Origin of the sequence: Komarekiella delphini-convector SJRDD-AB1 (assembly GCF_014831675.1) — a bacterium.
Classification (GTDB): Bacteria; Cyanobacteriota; Cyanobacteriia; order Cyanobacteriales; family Nostocaceae; genus Komarekiella.
Map to the genome: position 1 here is coordinate 71244 of NZ_VJXY01000011.1, position 21775 is coordinate 93018.

The following is a 21775-nucleotide window of genomic DNA, read 5'->3' on the forward strand; positions in this document are numbered from 1 at the left end:
TTTTATGATTGAAGTGTAATGTTCATGTAGGGGAATGAATGGCTGTGGCACTGGCAATGCCCCCACGTGTTAGGTTTTTTAAACAGCACTTCTATATATTTGTACAAATGTCTTTAATCTGCGTCTTTTAAGACTTTCTAGTAAACTCGATTTTACAGTTAAGGTAGGGTAACGGGCTGAAGTTGGCTATGAGTAAAATTCGTATCGCTCTGATTGAAGATCATGACCTAACTCGTGTGGGTATTCGGACAGCACTACTGCAAAAGGACGAAATTGAAGTTGTAGGAGAAGCTGCCAATGCTGCTGAAGGGTTAAAAATGCTAAAAAAGCTACAACCGGATATTGCGATTGTAGATATTGGTTTACCAGATAAAGATGGCATTGAGCTGACACGGGAGGTGAAATCTACTACTAATGGCGAAGAATTAGCAACAAAGATATTAATCTTAACATTGCGGGATAACAAAGAAGCGGTGTTAGCAGCTTTTGCTGCGGGAGCAGATTCCTATTGCATGAAAGATATCAAATTCGATAATTTGCTGGATGCAGTGCGAGTCACTTACAATGGCAACGCTTGGATCGATCCAGCGATCGCTCGAATTGTGTTACAACAAGCCCAACAAAATCCCCAAAGGTCAGAATCAGCTTCCTTGGATAGCAAGACGATTACTTCTAACCCTGATTATATGGATAATTTAGAAGGAATTGAGCCATACACCCTGACAGAAAGGGAGTTGGAAGTGCTACAGTTGATTGTCGAAGGTTGTAGTAATGCAACTATTGCGGAAAGACTTTACATCACTGTTGGGACTGTTAAAACTCACGTCCGCAATATTTTAAATAAACTATGTGCCGATGACCGTACCCAAGCAGCAGTACGTGCTTTGCGTTCTGGTTTGGTGGGATAGGGTTACTTTTGGTATATGGCAATGCTTGAGCAAACAGAAGAGAAACTAACAGCTTTGAGCAAGTTATATGTTCAAAGTGGATAGATTCTCTTGATGATTACTTTTTAATTGTTTGTTGCTTAACAAGTGAGATAAACATTACACTATCTCGCCATTCAGGTATTTAAAAAACAAATTCAGATATGACTGAAACAGAGGTAGAAAAACTTAAGCTCATGGTGGTAGACGATGAGCCTGATAACTTAGATTTACTCTACCGTACTTTTAGGCGAGATTTTCAAGTACATAAAGCAAATCATGCTCGTGATGCTCTGGAAATCTTGGATAGAGTTGGCGAGATGGCTGTGATTATCTCTGACCAAAGAATGCCAGAAATGAACGGCACCGAATTTTTCAGTCGCACAGTTGAGCGCTTTCCCGATACAATCCGCATTTTATTGACTGGTTTTACTGATGTCGAAGATTTGGTAGACGCGATTAACTCTGGTCAGGTCTTTAAGTACATTACCAAACCCTGGAATCCAGAACGGCTGAGGACATTAGTTGAGCAAGCTACTGATACATATCGCGTAGTTAAGAAGCGCACACAGGAGTTGCGTCGGGCCCTGCGGCGAGAATCTTTGTTTAATGCAGTGACAACGGCAATTCGAGAGTCTTTGGACTACGACAGTATGCTGCAAAAGACTGTAGCAACCATTGGGCAAACATTTGAAGCTACTAGTTGCTTGCTCAGACCAGTAGAGAGCGATCGCCTGACACAAGATCGGTTCTTTTATCATGATCCCAAATCTTATGTATCTGATAGCTTCTTCGACACCAGTCTTTTAATTGAAAAAGTTCTGGAAACCCGTTATTATCAACTTACACACAATATATATAACGGCAACCCCTGTTTCCACCTAGTTGTTCCACTTAGCTACCAGCAACATCTGCTGGCTGTGCTTGCTCTCCACCAATGGGGACGCGATCGCCACTGGGAAGACCAAGACATCCAACTAATTGTAGGTGTTGCAGAACAAGCTGCCTTAGCCCTGTCCCAGGCAAAACTCTACCAGCGCCTCCAGGAAAAGCAAGAGCAGATCCGCGTTGAGTTGGAAGTTGCTCGCCAAATCCAAATCAACTTGCTACGTCAAAGTTTACCTGATATCAAAGGTGTGAAGGTGCAAGCCTGCTGTTACCCTGCTCGCGAAGTGGGAGGGGATTTTTTTGAAGTATTTGTCCATCCCAAAGGTGACTTATGGTTAGCAGTGGGTGACGTTTCTGGCAAAGGTGTCCCAGCGGCTTTATTCATGGCTAGTGTCATTTCAGTGTTGCGCCGGGAGTTATCTCAAGAAGCACCAGCCGCTCCCAATGTAGTAATGCAAAATCTTAACTACACCCTAGGCGATGACTTGATTAGCAACAATTATTTCATCACCCTTGTATTAGCCTGTTATACTCCTACCACTAAAGAACTCGTCTACACTAATGCCGGCCACATCTATCCGATGTTGTGGTCACGCCAAGCCACTGTAGGGGACGAACCCAATTACCTCAAAGTCCGCAGCATTCCTTTGGGGATTTTGCCTAAATGGCAAGCACAATCTGGCCGCTTGATTCTGACTCCTGGAGACACGTTACTATTAACCACGGACGGCATTACCGAAGCTATGGTATCAAATAATTTCTGTTTAACAGCAAAAACCGCGGGTAGCGTTGAGCCACTTAACCGTTCTATGCTGAATCAAGATGGTCTTTGGCAACTCTTACAAAGAGAAGCCAAACCTCTTTCTCTTAACCATTTATTAGCTCGCATCCAGGCAGACAACCACGTTCAAGAAGATGATCAAACTATACTCTCATTGGAGGTTTTGTAAGTAATGAAAAGTGAGCTTCATGTACCAAGTGACTTGAATTTTCTTAACATCGTCGAAAACTGGTTGCTAGGATGCTTGAAAGTCCAGCTAGGTGACTCTGTAGATTGGTCACGGCAATCAAGTCGTTTGCGACTAGCTTTGGTAGAAGCCTATTCAAATGCAGTGCGTCATGCCCACAAAGACAAGCCAAATTTGCCAGTTTTACTGCGTTTAGAATTGAAAGACCGGGATCTTGCCATAGAAATTTGGGACTACGGCGACGGCTTTGATATGTCCACTTACTTCCCGCCAAACCCTACAGAAAAGCAAGAGGGTGGTTATGGTTGGTTGATTATGAATCGTCTCATGGATAAAGTAGAGTACCAGTTGAAGGTTAATGGTGCTAACTGTCTCAAGTTAGAAGCTACCCTACCAGAACTAGTCAAATAAGCTTGACTAAGTATAGACTATATTAAAATTATCTTCTTTATCAGAAAATTCAGTATATTTTCTCTTTTAGGACTTATGTGCGTAGGAATCTGGCTGAAAAGGCAATTTTTGAAGAAACCAGGTTTGTTTACGTAAGTCCTAAATTCTTGCTACTTTTCAGGACGCATGGAAAGTAACTCTTGAGGAGAGGCTAAGAGTTTGATTCTGGTATAAAGAATTTGCCGTTGTTGGTTAAGAATAAATAGCCACAATACATTCACGCCGCACCAGGAAGTTTGTGCTTTGCCTGTAACCTGAACTTGGATTTGCTCATTTTCCAAATTATCAGTTATTCCTTGGCGAGGTAGAGCTCTAATGTTTTGGGCTTCTTGTTTGAGGTAAGAAGCGATCGCATCTGGCCCGACAATATCAGATTCAAATGGTGGATGCATCACACCATCCTCGGCAAACAGGGCCGCAGTTGCCTCAAATTCTCCTGCATTTAAAGTTTCAAAATAACGCAATATATTTGATTCTGTAATTCCCTCAATCTGGAATTCTTCTTTTGGCTGTGTTGAGGGAATAAATTTAGCAGATGTCATAGAATTACCTGGATTACGCTAGCTAAATATTAATTTCATTCCAAAATCAGACAAAAAGAAAGCTGCTATTGAGAGAGATTATTATATATATATAAATCTTCCTCATGATGGAAGCGTGGAAGCAAAGGCGCTATAAAAGTAGGTTAAATCTCTGGTGATTAACAAATGTTAAACAAAAGTATTGACTATATAATGTATAATCTATGTGCCTTTAATTGGGCAAAATTCAAATAAGAAAAATGACTGATTGTTCCGTAACCAGCAGCACTGTAGTGAAAGAAAAAGTTAAAGACTTGGGATTTCATAAAGTTGGCATTGCTGCTGTAGATAGGGCAGATGCTACAGAAACACAGAGGTTGCAAGCATGGATAGAACTAGGTTATCACGCCGATATGGAATGGATGACTAACCTGAAACGTCAGGATATCCGCTCAGTGATGCCAGAAGCGCGATCGCTTGTGTGTGTTGCTTTGAATTACTACACACCTCATCAACGTCCTGAAGGCGAAGAATACGCCAAAATTTCCCGTTATGGCTGGGGAAGAGACTATCATAAGGTGATGCACAAAAAACTCAAGCAGCTAGTCACCTGGCTAAAATCACTTGGTGAAGGCGTTAGAGCTAGCTACTATGCTGACACTGGCCCAGTGCAAGACAAAGTGTGGGCACAACAAGCCGGAATTGGCTGGATTGCCAAAAATGGTAATGTGATTACGCGGGAATATGGCTCTTGGGTATTTTTAGGCGAGGTGTTGACAAATCTGGAACTAGAGAGCGATCGCCCATCAAGTGAACACTGCGGTAGCTGTACTCGTTGCCTTCAGGCTTGTCCCACAGGTGCTATTACTCAGCCTTTTGTAGTTGATGCCAATCGTTGCATTGCTTATCATACGATTGAAAATCGGGCAGACGAATTACCACAGACACTCACACCCCATTTGCAAGGCTGGGTTGCTGGTTGCGATATCTGCCAAGATGTTTGTCCTTGGAATCAGCGTTTTGCTCATACAACTGATGTTGAAGAGTTTCAGCCTTATCCTGAGAATGTTGCTCCCCAATTGCTAGAATTAGCCCAAATCTCAGATGATGAGTGGGATAAACGATTTCCGGCATCTGCCTTGCGGCGGATTAAGCCCAAAATGTTAAGACGGAACGCCCAAGCTAATCTTGACGCATCTAGGCGAAAGAATGACCCAGAAAGTAATTATTTTTGATTTTGATGGCACGATCGCTGATACAGTAGATGCTCTTGTAAGTATTGCTAATCGTTTAGCTGTAGACTTTGGTTATAAACAAATCACTCCAGAGCAATTGAGTTTCCTCAAAAATTTAACATCAAGGGAAATTATTAAGTACTCAGGAGTTTCTTTATTGAAAATACCTTTTTTGGTTAAAAAGGTTAAAGCAGAATTAAAAAATAAAATCCCGGAATTAAAACCCATTCCTGGAATTCAAGAAGCTTTAATAGAACTCCAAACTGAAGGATATAAGCTGGGAATTATCACTTCTAATTCTCAAGATAATGTTATTCAATTTCTCACAATTAATAATTTAGATCACCTATTTGACTTTATCTACTCTGGGATCACAATTTTTGGCAAAACAACAATAATTAATAATGTATTAAGGCAAAAGCAACTTAAGCCTCAAGAAGTTATTTATGTTGGAGATGAAACCAGAGATATAGAAGCGTCAAAAAAAGCAAATATCCAGGTAATTGCAGTGACTTGGGGATTTAATTCCCTGGAAGTATTAGCCAAACAAAAACCCAATTTTTTAATCCGCCAACCTAGGGAGTTGTTAGAAGTAATCAAAAGTTGCTAAATACTCACAAAAAGAGCGAGCGCAAATATTTTTAAAATACTTCCATTTTAGAAGATTCAAAAACAAAGCCTGCTCCAAAGTTCAGAGCAGGCTAAATATTTTTTGAAATAATTTATTTTGTGTCAAATATAGACATTAATTTTTTCGCTCACCTTTTTCCAATGCTTTTTTTACTAAATCATCGGTGACGTTACTTACACCCTCAGTCTGTGAACTCCCAACTTCCTTAGCTAACTCTACATAATCTTCAGGATTACTAGTTGGCTGTGCTTGAGTTTTTACTTCTTCTGTTTTAGAGACATTATATTTTGATGCCGTTGCTTCTTCGGCTGCTGCTGAACCTTCACCTGTGCGGTCAATTTCACTAACGCTAAATTTTTGTGCAGCTGCATAATCAGCATCAAAATCAACAGTTGGTGCTTTTTCTTCACCACTAGCTATATTCTCAGCAGCCAATTGTGCATCGTGGGTGGGGGCTTCATTGGTATTTGGTTTCACTTCATCAGGCATAACTAACACCTTCGGTAATTTTTAAGTAATGTTTTTATTGCTGGGGTAATTGTACCAAAGCTATTTGTTACTTACTTGCCCTCTTGGGAGATATTTTTACCTCTATTAAAAGGCAGATAAAAGCTACAATATCCAATTAATAAAACTCTTTCTATCGGAAGTAGAAGTTAATGTTCAAACTCTGGTAAGCCTTAATTTGGCCCATTAAATAAATGACCTTGGAGACAAATTATGGCTGCAAGTTACGATAAAAGCATTTCTCAAGCCCAGAGCAATGAAACTCAAAAAGCGGTGGATGATTTTAATGCTTTAGATACTGATGCCAAACTAGGCTGGCTGTATTTGGTTTATAAAAAAATGGGTAACTCGATTACTCCTGCTGCTCCCGCTGCTGCTGAACCAGAATTAGCGCCAATTCTGCTAGGAGACTATTTGAAATTGTCAGATGAGCAGCAACTAGACATTATGCGGGATATAGTTAACCGCAAGGACACAGAGTATTCCCGTGCTTATGGTGCGATTAAAGAAAACAACCAGCTATTAGTTTGGTATGCTTGGGCAGTGGCTATGGGAGATACAGTAGTTGGAATGCCAAACAACTACGAGCCAACTAAAGCAACTAATGATTTGCTTTCCCAAATTGAAGGACTAGATTTTGAAGAACAAATGTCGGTGTTGCGGACAATTGCTGGAGAAATGGGATACACCAATGTGAAGCCAATTGAGACGCAAGCACAAACTGGTAAAACGTCAAGTTTGTAATTAGTTCAAATCTGCATTTACAATACCAATTTGCCAAAAATTGACGACACATGAAACGCTTTGTAGAGGCACAACATTGTTGTTCCTCTACTCATGCACAGCAAGGTGACTTAAATCGGCTGGTGTCAAATCTGAGTGTACTACTTGACCATCCCGAAACCAAACAATGCGCTGGGTTTGACGGGCAACATCTGGTTCATGAGTTACCATGACAACTGTGATACCGCTGCTATTTAGTTCGCTAAAAATGTCCAACACTTCTTGGGTTGTACGTGAATCAAGTGCGCCAGTGGGTTCATCGGCTAGGAGGACAACGGGACGGTTGACGATCGCACGTGCGATCGCTACTCTTTGTTGTTGTCCACCGGAAAGTTGAGTTGGTTTGTTGTTGAGGCGATTTGCTAAACCGACTCGTGTCAGTGCTTCTACAGAGCGATCGCGTCTTTCAGTAGGGTTTATACTAGCATAAACCATCGGCAGCATCACATTTTCTAAGGCTGACAGTTGGGGCAATAAATGGAATTGTTGGAATACAAACCCCAGCTTTTTGTTACGGATGTGTGCCAATGATTTATCGTCCATTTGTGCCACATCGATGTTATCTAAGTAGTAGTGTCCAGTAGTAGGGCGATCTAGGCAGCCGATGATATTCATGGCTGTGGATTTACCAGAACCAGAAGGGCCCATAATCGCGCAATATTCCCCCTGTTCTATAACTAAGTTGACATCATTCAGCGCTCGAACTTCGGTTTCGCCACTACCATAAATCTTGAAAATATTTTCTAGGCGAATGATTGCTGATTTAGGGGCTGGATTAGAAAAATCGGGGTCGGTAATTGATAGAGTTTTTGTCATAAAAATTTGGTTATTAGTTAATTTCATCTACTATGTTACGGCTCAAGTTTGTAACTGTTCTGTTGTCATGTCTTTTATTTGCATAGTTTCCCCAAGCAAGGAAATATATACATAATTATACCAATTGAGAAAGAATTAAGAATCTACTTTAGATAATGTCTGTTAATCAGCCAATCTAACAGGGAAATTGCTAAGTTTGCACTCATACATACATTATGGTAATTTTGGAAAACGGTGAATATCATTTTAAAAAATATGACTACTGACTCTATTATCCTTACTTCAGAAGAAATCGCCGAATATCGTGATAAATTTGCAGGGTTAGATGATGCTCTCTATGCAATTAAAATCATAGAAGCGTCTGATGGGGATTTAACTAAAGCTGTAAGTTTACTTGCTCCTAAATATAATATTTCTATTACTAAATCACACCCGATTTTAGATGAGTTAGCGCAAAAATTTCGTCATGTTATTTGTGATGAAACATTTATTGATGATTTAATGACTGGACTATTAACTGTTGCTGTCGGTAGTTTAACGGCTACAGGTCAAATTCCACAGGCTATTGCTACTCCTATTGTTATTTATTTAACTAAAAAAGGTGTCAAAACATGGTGTAATTCTAATTCATCTGATTCTAATAACCAATAGCTGTAAAAGCTGCCCAGTAAAAAGGATTAGCAAAGGGTTGTGCATTAGATTTAAGTTGAGTTTTTGCCCCTTCAATAAATAACTCTTTAAGAATGTCATCTTTTCCTTGAAACATAACATCAATATAGGGCTGAATTTGCTGTAAAAGCTGTTTTCCTTCTTCACTGGTCAGGTTTCTTAACCAAGTTAGTGCTTTATTTAAAGCAACTGCTATGTCTCCCTGTTTTAATTCTGGATAGTTTTGCAAGTTTTCATAAAATTTAATGAATAAAAATGCTGTGGAAACATCATCAACTGTCCAAAGACTACTGACTACACTTGAACTTCCTGCATAAAGAAACCCACTAGGTAAGCCAATATATTCATCGCTGGTATTTAGGAAATCAACTATACCAGTTTCACAGGCAGAAAGAACAACGAGACGGCATTGATCAAGATTAAAATCTTTATTGAATAAATCCCCCAAACTTAAGCAATTATTGAGTTCAAGTTTTTTATTAACAATTGCACCATTTAAAAGTAGACAAGAATTAGCAGGGGTGTTCAGGTTAAAAGAACCATGACATGAGAAGTGAAGACAATTTACTTCTGCTAGATTTGCTATTCTTGTATCTAAAGCGTTTCTATTAGCATCTTTTCCACGCAATATTGTTGTTTCTTCAATCGGGAAATAATGCTGAATACTTTCTATTTCTACATCTGCATAAAAAAGGTCTTCTGTGGGGTTTTGAATAGCAAAGAAAGATTGAAAGTCAGGACGTTGACGCAGTTGCACTTGTTGCAGGAGTTGACAACTGGGTGCATAACCTACGCCGTTGGGGAATAAGTCAAGTAAGTATGATTCCTTGACAGGTAAAGCATGGAGAGGAAACAGGTGCAAAAAGCGATGGGGAATTAGGATTAATCTGTCGTATTCTTTGGATAATGGGGCTAATATTTCCTCAAGATGCAGAATTTCTGCTAATTTTTTTAGCCCCTCTTCTAGCTGATTCTGCCATTGAATTTTAGATTTGTCTTGCTGGTTGTAGTAGTCACTTAGATATTTATTTCTCCAATCGATTAAAGCATTAAAGTCTTCTGGTTGTGATTGCCAAAATGTTAATTCTTGCCCATTAGGTTGGATAAGAAAAGTGAGAATTCCATCTGTAGTGATGTACCATTCTATAATTGCAGTGCCTTTCTCTAAAGTTTTTTGGAATTGCTCAAATTTAAAGCTAGAACCAACAGGTAGATAGCTGTCTTGTAATTCTTGGCGTTGTTGTCGCAATTGTTGAAGATGTTGGGCTAAGGCTGTTGGATTTTCGACTTTGCCATTTTGAAGTTGATACTGACCATTTGCTATTTCGTCTCGAAGTTTTTCTAGTTGGGTGACAACTTCTGGAGGGAAAATAGTTTTGAGATCGCGGTTGAGGATAAGTTCTACTAAATTGCGGTTTTTGCTGCGTTCAATATATTCTATGGCTTCGGTGTCTCTGCCCAAGGCTAGGCAGACTTCGACCATGCGTCTATAAAGCTGATTCCATTCTTCTGCTTGTTTACGTTTGGCTTCTTCCCCAGAAACAATGTCACTCCGCAAACCTTCGACTGTTTTTATTGCCTCAATAAAAGTATTGTAAGCTGAGTTAAATTGTTCTTCTTCTTGGTATAATCTGCCGAAATTTAACAAGGTTTCTGCATGATATTGAGGAAAGTTGCTGCGGGTATATACTTCGAGTGCGGCAGAAAAAGCAGCTATCGCTAATTCAATATTCTCGGCTCGTTCTCCTAATATTCTGTTAGGGTAAACAGCCCCCAGATTATTTTGCACCGTTGCCCAATTTTCAGGAAAGGTGCTGCGGGTATATACTTCGAGTGCGGCAGAAAAAGCAGCGATCGCTAATTCAATATTCTCGGCTCGTTCTCCTAATATTCTCTGACTGTAAGCAAGCCCCAGATTATTTTGCGTCGTTGCCCAATTTTCAGGAAAAACGCTATGGGTATGAACTTCTAGTGCCGCAGAAAAAGCAGTGATCGCTAATTCAATATTCTCGGCTCGTTCTCCTAATATTCTGTTACGGTAAGCCTCTCCCAGATTATTTTGTGTACCTGCCAATTGTTTGGGAAAGTTGTTGCGGGTATATACTTTCAAAGCCGCAGAATAAGCAGTAATCGCTAATTCAATATTCTCGGCTCGTTCTCCTAATATTCTGTCTTTGTAAGCAATCCCCAGATTATTTTGCGTATCTGCCCATTTTTCGGGAAAGGCGCTGCGGGTGTATACTTCCAGTGCATCAGTCAAGGCAGTAATCGCAGATTCAATATTCTTAGCTCGTTCTCCTAATGTTCTGTCTTTGTAAGCAATCCCCAGATTATTTTGCGTATCTGCCCATTTTTCGGGAAAGGCGCTGCGGGTTCTCACTTCCAAAGCCGCAGTATAGGCAGTGAGCGCTAATTCAATATTATCGGCTCGTTTTCCTAATATTCTGTTAAAGTAAGCAAGCCCCAGATTATTTTGCGTATTTGCCCATTGTTGGGGTAAGGCGTTGCGGGTGTAAACAGTTAAGGCAATTTCGTAGCCAGTGATAGCAATTTCTATTTTGTTGGCTTTGCTACCTAAAGGAAAATCGCTAATCCGATTACTAAACTTACCAATCACTAGTACGATGTCTGCTGCTGCATCTGGTTCTGCTTCTGCTAGTATATTTGTTGCCCAACGACGCAATAATTCAGCAAAAATATCATTGAGTTTATTGGTATTTGCCGCCAGTAATGGGTAAATTACTTGAGCATCACCGTTGCTATCTGCTGTTGCTTGCAGTATTTCTTGTAAAAATTGCCCATAAGTCTCTATATCTTCTGGGCTAATGGGGGTAGTTTCCGGGGTGAGATATGTTGCTAGGTTTCTCAACCAGTTTGCAGTATTTTCTTCTCCCTGCTGTGCAAAATTCTCTGCGACTGCTGCCAATATCTGCGAAAAACCAGCATCAAGCAATTCTGTATTAGCTGCTAATATTTCTCGTTCTTCCCCATTAGAGCAATTTAGCAAGCTTTCGATCAGCTGGTAATAAGTTTGTAAGCGCTGTTCATTCATGGGTAGACGCAGGTATTAGATCAGACTTTGATGATGCTTCAGCAGTATTGTCCTCTATTCCCGAAAAATAGAGTATTAACAAACGCCACGATGTTGGTAACAAACGCCACGATGTTGGTAACGAATGTCGTGATGTTGGTAACAAACGCCACGATGTTGGTAACGAATGTCGTGATGTTGGTAACGAATGTCGTGATGTTGGTAACGAACGTCGTGATGTTGGTAACGAACGTCGTGATGTTGGTAACGAATGTCGTGATGTTGGTAACGAATGCCGTGATGTTGGTAACGAACGCCGTGATGTTGGTAACGACAAGATAAAATTTCAATTGCTGGAGGTATACATTTTGGGCGATCGCTCCTCAATCTAAAAGTAAAATATACTACTCTTGCTCACTAGTATATAGATATAGTCATTGTGTAAGCGATCGCCCTTGAGTTACGATAACACCTGCAAATACCTTGCCGAAAACTACCCTGCTGAGTTTGCTAGCTGGCTACTCTCAATTGACACCTCCGATATCCAAGTACTCAAAACAGAACTCAACCTGGAACCCATTCGCGCTGATTCGGTAACATTCCTGCAAATTGCTAACCAAATTCTGCATTTAGAGTTTCAAACTACACCCAAATCCAAAACCCCACTTGACTTTCGGATGCTGGATTACTACACCAGATTAAAGCGATAATACTGGTGTGATATTGAGCAGGTGTTAATTTTTCTTCAAGCTACCTCCTCAGAAATAGTTTTTAATACTCAGTATGTAGACAAGAAAACCAGACACGAATATCGAGTGATTCGTTTATGGGAAGAAGATCCCACACCACTGCTAGCTAACCCTGCACTCTTACCACTAGCGACATTGGCTCAAACCAACTCACCCCAAGCTTTACTAGAGCAAGTCGCTGCTAGTGTCGATATGATTGAAGAAACAGACGAACGACAGAATATATCAGCTTGTGTACAAGTTTTGGCTGGTTTACGGTTTGACAAAAATTTGATTAAACAACTGTTTAGAGAGGAAATTATGCAAGAGTCTGTAATTTACCAAGACATTCTGCAAAAGGGATTGCAACAGGGATTGCAACAGGGATTGCAACAAGGAGAAGAACAAGGAAAGAAACAGGAGGCGCTACAACTGATTTTGCGTCTTTTGACACGTCGGTGTGGTGCAATTGAGTTGGAGATAGAACAGCAAATTCGCGCTTTATCGATCACTCAATTAGAAGAGTTAGCTGAGGCGCTGTTAGATTTCTCCAGTCAAACTGATTTAGTGAACTACTTAGCAAATATCTCTTTACCTCAACCTAATCAGGAAGATTAAGTTTTGCCATCCCCATCACTAAGCACTTCTCAAAGCGACAATGGGGTCGAGTTTAGCGGCGCGACGTGCAGGAACGACACCAAAGAATAAACCAATACCGCCAGAGACACCAACAGCCATTGCGATCGCTACAGGTGAAAGACTCGCTTCTAAAGGAGTCAAGGCTGCCACTAACATGATACCGCTAATACCAACCGCCGTCCCAACTACGCCACCGATTGCGGAAACAATCACTGCTTCAATCATGAACTGTAGCAAGATATCTTGCTCAGTTGCCCCGATCGCTTTCCGCAATCCGATTTCTTGGGTGCGTTCGGTGACGGAGACAAGCATAATATTCATGATGCCAATGCCGCCAACAAACAGAGATATCCCAGCGATCGCAGCTAGCATAATTGTTAATGCACCTGTGATTTGACCGACAGTTTGCAAAGCATCCTTTTGAGTGTTGATGGTGAAATCATCTTCTCCGATAATTTTGTGTCGCAGACGTAGCAAATTAGTAATTTGAAACTCTGCCGCATCTACGCTGTCTGCATTCTTGGCCGAAGCAGCAATGTAGGTTAACTCTAATCCATAGGGTGAAGTTCGCCCGACAATCCGGTTGGCTACTGTGACAACAGGCATTAATCCCGCATCGTCATAATCAACACCGAGGTTTGAGCCTTTGGCTTCTAACACCCCAATGATTTGAAAGCTGGCGTTCTTAACTCGTAACTGCTGTCCGATAGGATTACTATTACCAAAAAGTCTTTCTGCTAATTTTGCACCTAGCACAACAACTTGATTGCTGCGCTTCATGTCTACGTCAGAAAAAAACCGCCCTTTGTCAATTTCAAAGTCCCGCACCGTCAAAAAGCTGGGAGTTGTACCAATGATATTGACATCAGTGTTTTTGTTGCGGTAAGTAACCACCTGCCTACTGTTCAATTCCGCAGTCACCGCTGCTACCGTTGGTACTTGAGCTGCGATCGCTTCGGCATCTTCCAACACCAGCGTTTTTGGTAAATCCAAAGAGATACGTTGAGTTTCACGATTACCTGGAATCACAAATAACACGTTTGGCCCTAGTGACTCCAACTGCTGAGAAACGTACTTTTGCCCTCCTTCGCCAATACCAATCATGGCAATTACTGAAGCATTACCGATGACAATACCCAGCATGGTGAGGGCACTACGCAACTTATTTGATAGCAGGGTTTTCCCCGCCATTTGGACGCTTTCTAGGAAGTTCATTTATTTATTATTCTGTTCTTTCGCCTTTTCAATTTTGTAGTCTTTGGGTGGGTTGATAAAAACGCGATCGCCTGCTTCCAACCCATCTAAAATCTGAGTTTGGTCTTGGATTTGTGCCCCAACTGTAACTTCGCGAAACTGGGGTTTATTGTTTTGATCTGGCATCAATACGCCAGTTTTGCCGTTTTCAGTAACAATCGTCACGGTTGGCAATACTAAGGCATTGTTGACGCGATCGCCCAAAAAGGTCAAATCGACATTTAAGCCAGAACGCAGTTTATCTATGCCAGTATCGAGGGCAACCCGCACCTGAAATGATGTCACACCTTGCTCAACCACGGCTTCGGGAGCAATCAGACGCACATTACCTTTAAAGACTTGATCGGGATAAGCATCAGCGACAATTTCCACTTGCTGTCCCTGTTTAATTCTGCCCAGATCTGCTTCTGGGACTTGAGCTAACACTTCTAAACCACGTGCCACGGCGACAATTGAACTAGAAGTTGCCGACGCACTGGTAGAAGCAGATGTTGTAGGTGTCACAAATGAGCCAACGTTAGCGTACTTTTGCGTGACAATCCCAGTAAAAGGAGCGCGAATAATTGTATCTTCCAACTGCACTTGCACACCCTTCAACTGAGCTTCAGCAGATGCAACAGCGGCTTGGCGCTGGACAATCTCTTCAGGACGAGTGCCGTCTTCCAACAATACTAAGGCTGCTCTGGCTTCGGTAACAGCGGCTTGGCGTTGGTCGATTTCCTCTTGACGAGTACCACTTTGCACTAGTGATAATCGTTTTCGTGCTTCTTCTAAGGCGGCTCTAGCACTTTTGTCTTCGCTAATCGCTTGATCAAGTAATTGTTTTTTTTCGGCTCCCTGTTGATACAGGTATTCATAACGCTTTACTTGTTCACTGGTGTAATTCACCTTTGCCTGAGCCGAATCTACTTGGGCTTGAGCTTGAGAAATTTCTTGGGGTCGATTTCCTGCACGAGCTGCGGCGAGCTGGGCTTGGGCTTGAGCTAACCGCGCCTTAGCTTGAGCAATTTCTTGCGGACGACTACCAGCCAAGGCTTCAGCTAATTGTGCTTGGCTTTGGGTTAAGTTGGCACGGTACTGACGGATTTGGGCATCGATGTTTGCACTATCCATTCGAGCGAGAATTTGCCCTTGTTGAATGCGATCGCCCTGTTCCACATACAATTGTGCTAGCACTCCGGGATTTTTCGGACTAATATTCACGCTTTGAACTGGCACTACTTTACCACTAGCAGTAATCCGTAGAGTGACGCTTTTCGCTTCTACAGGCAAGGTTAGTTGGGCAACATCTTCCTCGCTTGTGCCTCGTACAAAGTTATAAGCGGTAGTTGTACCAACAACCAAAGAACCCGCCGCTATTAGCCCAATTAGCCAGCGTAGTGGATGCTTAACTTTGCCAATAACAGGAATTTCTATATGCGTAGTCATAAATATTAACCTGAATACTCCTTTGCTTAAGTAGCCTTCTTTGGGAGGGCAGGTACAAGAATTTAGAGTTAAAAAACTTTTGGACTAAATTTTTTATCTGGTAGGAGCTAGACGACTAGGTAAATTAATAGTTGCTTAACTTAACTTCATCATAGCCGTTAAAAATTTTATATGCCTTCACCTCAATGGGTGACTTCACTACCTTTGTTAGGGTAGTCTTACTGAGCCTACAACTTTCTGCGCTCATTTGCGAAGTATCAAAAATAACTTGAGCTATCCACCAGAAGCAATACTTCTCGGTTAAAGGGGAAAGGAGTGAATTTAAACTCTTTCCCTTTTCCCTTTAACCTTTGCCCAGGTTCAGGTGTGCAAGCAAAAGGAAGCTGCTAAGTTGATGCGATCGCAGAAGTTTGAATTAAGTAGGTAGCATAATTAAACATAAAATAAAATCCTAGTTCGCGTGAGTGATTTATCGCTCAAAACAAGGATTATCAGGACTAAAGTCCCGACTACAAGCTTTAATTTATTTAGATATTTTATAAGAGCAAAATGTGAGGCAATTGAACAACACAACAATCGTACAGCTACCTTTTATGATCGCCTCTAGTTTAAATCTTCTAATTGCCACCGGAGTGCTTTTTTAGCTTGAATCATGGCGTAGGCGTAGCCCACCGTAGGTATCGCGTTTTTGACATTCTCATCTAGTACGCATTCTGGAAACGCTGCCACAACTTCTTCAATCTTTTCCATAGGATACCACCAACTTTGGCTTTCTCGATGAAAACGCCATCCTTGTATGGATCTGGCTTTGATCTGAAAAGTTCCTCTTGGATCACAAGGACTAATCACCACCACTGCATTAAAGTCTTGACGAATTTCGATACGCTTGTCTGGTTTTTGTGCATCTAGCTGACGAGCATATTCCAACACCTGTTGTGCAAATATCTCTGGTACACGAATAGATTTAGTGGGTAAATGCTGCCATTTTGGGAGATATGGGATTAAATTACGAGCGTTACCACGTTTATTCACCATTTTACTCTCCGTAATTTTTAATTTATTCGATTATTGATGCTAATGTTACTGATTGCTAACAAAGAAGTATCATTAACAGCCTCTACCTATGGAAAGATATATACTGAGAAAATTTTTATTAATCCGCCACGTTGACCACAGCAATGCTGTGTAGAGACGTTATATTGCAACGTCTCTACTAATTTCTACCTACGCACCACTACTAAAGTCCCCGTTTTTGTCCAGTTGTATAGCCTCCGAGCCTGCTGGACTCGTAAATTCACGCAACCGTGGCTGACTGGAGTTCCAAAACGGTTATGCCAGTAAGCACCATGAATGGCGTAACCTCTATAAAAATACATTGTGTAAGGGACATCAGGAATGTTGTACCCTCTACCTCGCATCCGATGGGTGCGATACTTAGAATTGATCCGAAATCTACCGATGGGTGTGGGAGTTGATCGCTTACCTCCCGAAATTCGGTATGAATAAACAAGTTTTTTACCTTCCCATGCACGTAACCGTTGCTCGGACAGGTCGATTTCAATCCAGCGAGGTTGGGATACTTGCCTAATTGCTAGGATGCTATTTTCATTTACTGACCCGATGGCTATAGCAGAGTTGTGGTCACTTCCTGTTAAGGGTGGCGACCAAGAGAACAACGTCGCTACCATCAACGCTACGCCTGTACAAATTCTTGAGCCACGAATTCCGCCACTGCGAATCCAGCTTTGCATTATGCATCACCTTTTAAACTACGCAAAAATCATGAAGTAATTTTCTGGAACGCTACAAATTTCCAGAGCGACTTCTAACTTACTGTGGAGGATTTACGCAACTCACCCGCAGAGGAAATGATAAGACAAGAGAAATAGCTTTTCGGCATTTTCCTCTTGTCTTCCATCTTCTTAATTGATTTGGTTACACTTGCCAATCGAGGCATATAATTCTGTTTCCTTAAGCTCGATTTTGGCATTATTTAGTATTTTTGATTCATTTGTAACTTTCAACAAATGCAAACTTTCCCTAATTTAATATTTGCATTTGGAATTTCACACAGGAATTGTCAGGATTTACGCTTATTTCTGTGGGGCAAATCGGATAAATGCTCCCTTCTATATTCTATTTCAAGTTTAATATCCTGATTCCGGAAATTCCCATTAAAAAATCTCGTTTTCATCGTTCAATTGTCTTGATTTGTAGTTATTTCTGATTTTGCTAAAACTACCTTTTAGCTATACTTAATTATTTATGAATAACCACTGGTGTTCCTAGCGATGCCCACTTGAATAGCCATTGAGCATGTTTAGGTGCGAGATTTACGCAGCCGTGGCTGACTGGAGTGCCAAATCTTTTATGCCAGTAGGCTCCGTGAATACCGTAATTCCCTTCGTAAAACATTGCATGAGGAACGTTAGGAACGTCGTAGCCTCTACCCCGCATCCGCGTAGACTTCAACTTGGATTGAATCTTAAAAGTACCAATACGTGTGGGAGTGGATTTTTTGCCAGAAGAAATTTTGGCCCCATAAACGACTTTGTTACCTTCCCAAGCTATTAACCGTTGTTTTGAAAGATTAATTTGAATCCAACGCCGCTCAGATTGTTGTAATGTCTGGATTTGTTGAGCAATAATCTGATTTTTAGAATTCGCCCAAACTTCGCCTGCACCAAGATTAATAACACTCAAAGAAAGTGCTGTACCAGCGAGGAGTATTTTTAAGCGACGCGCCCAGTCAGAAGAAATTAGGGTTTTCATGGTAAATACACTCAAATAATGGAGTCTTGGGAAAGTTGTCAGGTTTCACCTTTACTTCCATGTCTATTGCAGCAATAGACGTGAGTTTTTGATGATATCATCCTAATCTAATTTAACTGTTGTATCAGGTTTTTTGCCTGACTGGTGATCGCTTCCCAATTTTCATCGGTGACAAGTTTTTTGGGAAATAATTCACCACTTAAACCTACGGCGATCGCTCCTGCTTGTAAAAATTCTTTGGCATTTTCCAGGGTGACACCGCCAGTAGGAATTAAGGGAATCTGACCCAGGGGGCCTTGTAAACTTTTGATATATTGAGCACCTCCCATTGCTTGCACGGGAAACACTTTCACACAACTAGCACCCTTATTCCAAGCGGTAACAATTTCTGTGGGAGTCAGCGCTCCTGGGATAATAGGTACATTTTTTTCCACCGCAGCTAAAATCATTGCTGAGTCAACATGGGGTGTGAAGAGGAATTGCGCCCCAGATGCGATCGCTTCTTGTAGCTGCTGCACATTAAACAGTGTACCAGTGCCAATCATACAGGCTGGTAACTCCGAACGTAGTTGACTGATTAATTCTGCGGCGCGATCGCTATTCCAGGTAATCTCAATTAGTTGCATTCCCCCCGATGCTACAGCCATTGCCATTTGCTGTCCCAAATTCATTTTTGGGGCGCGGATAACTGCGATCGCTCGGTGTTGTTGCAACTGTGATAACCAAAATTGATTAGACATTTTGACTCGGACTGGAGATTGGGGATCGGGGTTAAGGAACTCTTGAGCAAAGACGCTCCGCCTCCGGCTTTGCTCTTGATGATCCTCACAAGTATCTATGCAATTTAAAAGCGTAACAGCTTACCTTCTCTGTTCCCCACTCCTCGTGTCATTTGAACACCTTAAGATGCTGTATGAGCTTTCACGCTTCTAATGTGGCGCTTTTTGTTAAAAACGCTACGAATGATCGCTGATTTTTTGTAAAGTAAACTTGACATCAAGACAAGTCAAGTTTACGATAAGATTCAGGCAAGGCAAAAACTATGCGAATACACTAGTTTTTTTAGCCAAGCAATGCAAAATCGTTTACGTCTTCTTAGAACTCAACGCAATTGGTCACAGGCGGAATTAGCAAAACTTTTAAGCGTGAGTCGTCAAACTATCAACGCTATTGAAGTTGGCAAATATGACCCAAGTTTGTCCTTAGCCTTCAAAATTGCCAAAATATTCCGCTATCCAATTCAATTCATCTTCTTACCAGAGGAAAATTCTATGTTTGAAAGATTCACCGCGAAAGCATATCGTGCGATCGTGCTTGCACAAGGCGAAGGTGAGCGCTTGGGACATCAATTTGTTGGTACTGAACAGATTTTGATTGGACTGATTGCAGAAGGTAATGGTCTTGCGGCTAAGGTTCTCAAGTCTGCTGGTATTACCCTTGAGGCTGCTCAAACTGAGGTGGAAAAAATTATTGGTCGTGGGACTGGAATTCAAGGCGTAGAGTATCCCTTTACTCCCAAAGGTAAGCAAGTTTTAGACTTAGCTGTAGAAGAATCGCAGAAATTAGGTCACACGTACATTGGTACAGAGCATCTTCTACTAGGTGTGCTAAGTGTCTCCGATGGAGTAGCAGTCGGGGTTTTGAAAAAGCTAGGCGTAAATCTGAAGAACCTTTGGCAAGAAGTGTTGACAGAAATTATGTCTTTAGGCATACCAGCGGTAGCGATCAGTCCTAATAGAGATTTTACTCGTGAGTATGACTTGAATGAGTCCCCGCCTGATTTTACCTCTGGTGAAATTAGTGCTCGCTTTTGTGCATTTCTGTTTTCTTGGGTAGAGCCGCGCAAGTTAGGACACATTATTGGCTCTAGAGGTGGATTTCAGTTACCCAATGGAGATATTGTTGCGCCACGGATCTCATTTTTTTCACGGGAACGCTTGAAGCGAGTACCGCGAACTTATCCCGAATTAGTACCTGATCTGGTAGTGGAGATTAAATCTGCTTTTGACCGACTGATATCTGTGCAGCAAATAATTCAAAGATTTTTAGATTTGGGAGTAAGAGTAGCACTATTAATTGACCCAGATTCTCAGACTGTATCAGTTTATCGACCCAGCAGCGGAGTAACGGTATTAGGAAATGGGGAAAAGCTTACTGTCTCAGAGTTATTTCCTGAGTGGGAACTTGTAGTATCTGAACTTTGGCCCCCTGTGTTTGATTGAGAACGCTCAGTACTTAAACAGTCAGAAAAAACACAATGAGAATGATGCTAAGGGCAAAAGCGAACAATAGCGCATATTCAAATCTGCGACTAAAAAACCCGACAACGGCGACCAAGCTTAGCAACAGAATTGTAATGCCAATATACTGTTCGCGTTGCCAGCCTTTAGCAATTAGTGAATCTTTGGGAGTTATACCTGGGGAGGGAATTTCTTGAACTGTGCCTGGTGTTCGCTTTGGTACAGAGAATTCTTCAGTTGGTACCATAAAAATCTCACCTTAAGTGTGGAAACTAAAATCTAGCTGCGGCTTATTATGAGAAGTTTGAACTAGCTGGCGATCGCCGATAATATTTCCAGTAGTATTTATTTTCCATCAATACCTTGCTTATGCATTTACGAATATACAAAATAGACGATACCGAAGAAATCATCAAATTATTTTATGACACCGTTCATGAGATAAATATTCATGATTATACAAAAGCACAAGTAGATGCTTGGGCATCGGCAAATACAGACATCGAACTTTGGATGAAACGTTTAGGAGATAAGTTGACTTATGTGGCAGAGGAGGATAATAAAATTATTGGTTTTGGGCAATTAGAAACAAATGGTCATATTGATTGCTTTTATTGCCATAAAGACTTTCAAAGGCAAGGAGTTGGCACACAAATTTTAGAACAGATTGAATCCAAAGCAAGGTCATTAGAGATTAAAAAGTTATTTACAGAAGCTAGTATCACAGCTAAACCTTTTTTTGAAAGCAAAAATTTTATTGTTGTTAGAAAGCAAGAGGTAAAACGTAGGGGTCAAAAATTCATTAATTTTGTTATGGAAAAGCTTATTTTTTAATTGCTAAATTTGCTTCTAATCAATCTTATTGGCGTTTTTTATATTATATAAACTCAAGGTTGGGATGAATTAGAGCTAGGATTAATCAATACATCTATCTAAAATAATAAAATCAGTTGTACTTTTTGTCTGCCTTGAGAAGGAAACAGTGGTTATTCCATTAGAAAGAAGTTATTGTTCTTCCCACTCTCTAAAGTAAATCAAAGAAGAGAAAAAATACTCTGACCAAGATTACTCACATTTTTATCTCTTTTTAGTTTAAAAAATTACTACTTAGCTAGTGGTCTGGCGGTGGTCAGATCCCCAACTTCTTAAAGAAGTCGGGGATCTAATAGCCCAGTAATTACCAGCGGCATATTCCAAAGGTTTGGATGAAAATTTTGCCGTCTCATAACTTTTTCGATTTTTAACCCTGCTCTCTTCACCATTACTTATTGATAAATTCCCTGTATTTT

The 21775-nt window shown here is 41.0% G+C and carries 19 protein-coding genes and 4 pseudogenes; 12 read left to right on the forward strand and 11 right to left on the reverse strand.

Annotated features, from left to right (window positions below; translation table 11 throughout):
• Positions 1–188: 188 nt before the first annotated feature.
• The 3 genes from FNW02_RS12325 to FNW02_RS12335 all read left to right on the forward strand — a co-directional run bounded on the left by FNW02_RS12325 (position 189) and on the right by FNW02_RS12335 (position 3193).
• Positions 189–908 carry a response regulator transcription factor gene (locus tag FNW02_RS12325; RefSeq protein WP_191757835.1) on the forward strand — a complete coding sequence of 240 codons (720 nt, stop codon included), beginning with the start codon at positions 189–191 and terminating at the stop codon, positions 906–908.
• Between the two features lie 182 nt (positions 909–1090).
• Positions 1091–2764 carry a SpoIIE family protein phosphatase gene (locus FNW02_RS12330; RefSeq protein WP_191757836.1) on the forward strand — a complete coding sequence of 558 codons (1674 nt, stop codon included), beginning with the start codon at positions 1091–1093 and terminating at the stop codon, positions 2762–2764.
• Positions 2765–2767: 3 nt separating this feature from the next.
• Positions 2768–3193, forward strand: coding sequence for an ATP-binding protein (locus FNW02_RS12335; RefSeq protein WP_162398002.1), 426 nt, complete (start codon positions 2768–2770; stop codon positions 3191–3193).
• A 149-nt stretch (positions 3194–3342) separates the two neighbouring features.
• Here the strand turns inward: FNW02_RS12335 and FNW02_RS12340 are convergent, their stop codons facing one another.
• Positions 3343–3774: a nuclear transport factor 2 family protein gene (locus FNW02_RS12340; protein ID WP_191757837.1), complete on the reverse strand. Its 432-nt coding sequence runs from the start codon at positions 3772–3774 to the stop codon at positions 3343–3345.
• A gap of 239 nt (positions 3775–4013) precedes the next feature.
• Here FNW02_RS12340 and queG point away from each other — a divergent pair, with 239 nt between their 5' ends.
• Entirely contained in the window at positions 4014–4988 is a 975-nt protein-coding gene (queG, locus tag FNW02_RS12345) for a tRNA epoxyqueuosine(34) reductase QueG (RefSeq protein ID WP_191757838.1), read from the forward strand.
• Entirely contained in the window at positions 4963–5598 is a 636-nt protein-coding gene (locus FNW02_RS12350) for an HAD-IA family hydrolase (RefSeq protein ID WP_191757839.1), read from the forward strand. Before queG ends, FNW02_RS12350 begins: the two co-directional genes overlap by 26 nt.
• A gap of 135 nt (positions 5599–5733) precedes the next feature.
• On the opposite strand, the gene FNW02_RS12355 is transcribed toward FNW02_RS12350, so the two are convergent.
• Positions 5734–6108 (reverse strand): hypothetical protein, encoded by a 375-nt coding sequence (locus FNW02_RS12355; RefSeq protein ID WP_191757840.1) that lies wholly within the window; start codon positions 6106–6108, stop codon positions 5734–5736.
• A gap of 231 nt (positions 6109–6339) precedes the next feature.
• On the opposite strand from FNW02_RS12355, the gene FNW02_RS12360 reads away from it, so the two are divergent.
• Positions 6340–6870 carry an orange carotenoid protein N-terminal domain-containing protein gene (locus FNW02_RS12360; protein ID WP_191757841.1) on the forward strand — a complete coding sequence of 177 codons (531 nt, stop codon included), beginning with the start codon at positions 6340–6342 and terminating at the stop codon, positions 6868–6870.
• Between the two features lie 87 nt (positions 6871–6957).
• Here the strand turns inward: FNW02_RS12360 and FNW02_RS12365 are convergent, their stop codons facing one another.
• Positions 6958–7725, reverse strand: a complete 768-nt coding sequence (locus tag FNW02_RS12365) for an ABC transporter ATP-binding protein (protein WP_225225606.1) — start codon at positions 7723–7725, stop codon at positions 6958–6960.
• Positions 7726–7959: 234 nt separating this feature from the next.
• Between FNW02_RS12365 and FNW02_RS12370 the strand changes: the two genes are divergently transcribed.
• Positions 7960–8376 (forward strand): hypothetical protein, encoded by a 417-nt coding sequence (locus tag FNW02_RS12370; RefSeq protein WP_225225607.1) that lies wholly within the window; start codon positions 7960–7962, stop codon positions 8374–8376.
• Here the strand turns inward: FNW02_RS12370 and FNW02_RS12375 are convergent.
• Positions 8363–11446 (reverse strand): CHAT domain-containing protein, encoded by a 3084-nt coding sequence (locus FNW02_RS12375; RefSeq protein WP_191757843.1) that lies wholly within the window; start codon positions 11444–11446, stop codon positions 8363–8365. The two genes, FNW02_RS12370 and FNW02_RS12375, sit on opposite strands and share 14 nt — an antisense overlap.
• Before the next feature lie 434 nt (positions 11447–11880).
• On the opposite strand from FNW02_RS12375, the pseudogene FNW02_RS12380 reads away from it, so the two are divergent.
• Positions 11881–12771, forward strand: a pseudogene (locus tag FNW02_RS12380) (Rpn family recombination-promoting nuclease/putative transposase).
• 18 nt (positions 12772–12789) lie between these two features.
• On the opposite strand, the gene FNW02_RS12385 reads toward FNW02_RS12380, so the two are convergent.
• The 6 genes from FNW02_RS12385 to FNW02_RS12410 form a co-directional block, all read right to left on the reverse strand.
• A complete protein-coding gene (locus tag FNW02_RS12385; protein ID WP_191757844.1) occupies positions 12790–14007 on the reverse strand; it encodes an ABC transporter permease in 1218 nt (405 codons plus the stop codon).
• Entirely contained in the window at positions 14008–15474 is a 1467-nt protein-coding gene (locus tag FNW02_RS12390; RefSeq protein WP_191757845.1) for an efflux RND transporter periplasmic adaptor subunit, read from the reverse strand. It lies immediately after the preceding gene.
• 603 nt (positions 15475–16077) lie between these two features.
• Positions 16078–16509, reverse strand: a complete 432-nt coding sequence (locus tag FNW02_RS12395) for a hypothetical protein (RefSeq protein ID WP_191757846.1) — start codon at positions 16507–16509, stop codon at positions 16078–16080.
• A 185-nt stretch (positions 16510–16694) separates the two neighbouring features.
• Positions 16695–17225, reverse strand: a complete 531-nt coding sequence (locus tag FNW02_RS12400) for a L,D-transpeptidase (protein WP_191757847.1) — start codon at positions 17223–17225, stop codon at positions 16695–16697.
• Positions 17226–17733: 508 nt separating this feature from the next.
• Positions 17734–18246: a L,D-transpeptidase gene (locus tag FNW02_RS12405; protein ID WP_191757848.1), complete on the reverse strand. Its 513-nt coding sequence runs from the start codon at positions 18244–18246 to the stop codon at positions 17734–17736.
• A gap of 107 nt (positions 18247–18353) precedes the next feature.
• Positions 18354–18986, reverse strand: coding sequence for a bifunctional 4-hydroxy-2-oxoglutarate aldolase/2-dehydro-3-deoxy-phosphogluconate aldolase (locus FNW02_RS12410; protein ID WP_191757849.1), 633 nt, complete (start codon positions 18984–18986; stop codon positions 18354–18356).
• Between the two features lie 333 nt (positions 18987–19319).
• On the opposite strand from FNW02_RS12410, the pseudogene FNW02_RS38555 reads away from it, so the two are divergent.
• From FNW02_RS38555 to FNW02_RS38565, 3 pseudogenes are all read left to right on the forward strand, one after another.
• A pseudogene (locus FNW02_RS38555) lies at positions 19320–19481 on the forward strand (helix-turn-helix transcriptional regulator); the annotation flags it as partial.
• Between the two features lie 36 nt (positions 19482–19517).
• Positions 19518–19934, forward strand: a pseudogene (locus FNW02_RS38560) (Clp protease N-terminal domain-containing protein); the annotation flags it as partial.
• Positions 19935–20027: 93 nt separating this feature from the next.
• A pseudogene (locus FNW02_RS38565) lies at positions 20028–20468 on the forward strand (Uma2 family endonuclease); the annotation flags it as partial.
• Between the two features lie 13 nt (positions 20469–20481).
• Here FNW02_RS38565 and FNW02_RS12420 read toward each other — a convergent pair.
• The gene (locus FNW02_RS12420; protein WP_191757851.1) at positions 20482–20733 is read right to left on the reverse strand and encodes a hypothetical protein; all 252 of its coding nucleotides are present in this window, start codon (positions 20731–20733) and stop codon (positions 20482–20484) included.
• 122 nt (positions 20734–20855) lie between these two features.
• On the opposite strand from FNW02_RS12420, the gene FNW02_RS12425 reads away from it, so the two are divergent.
• Positions 20856–21320: a GNAT family N-acetyltransferase gene (locus FNW02_RS12425; protein ID WP_191757852.1), complete on the forward strand. Its 465-nt coding sequence runs from the start codon at positions 20856–20858 to the stop codon at positions 21318–21320.
• Positions 21321–21775: the final 455 nt, after the last annotated feature.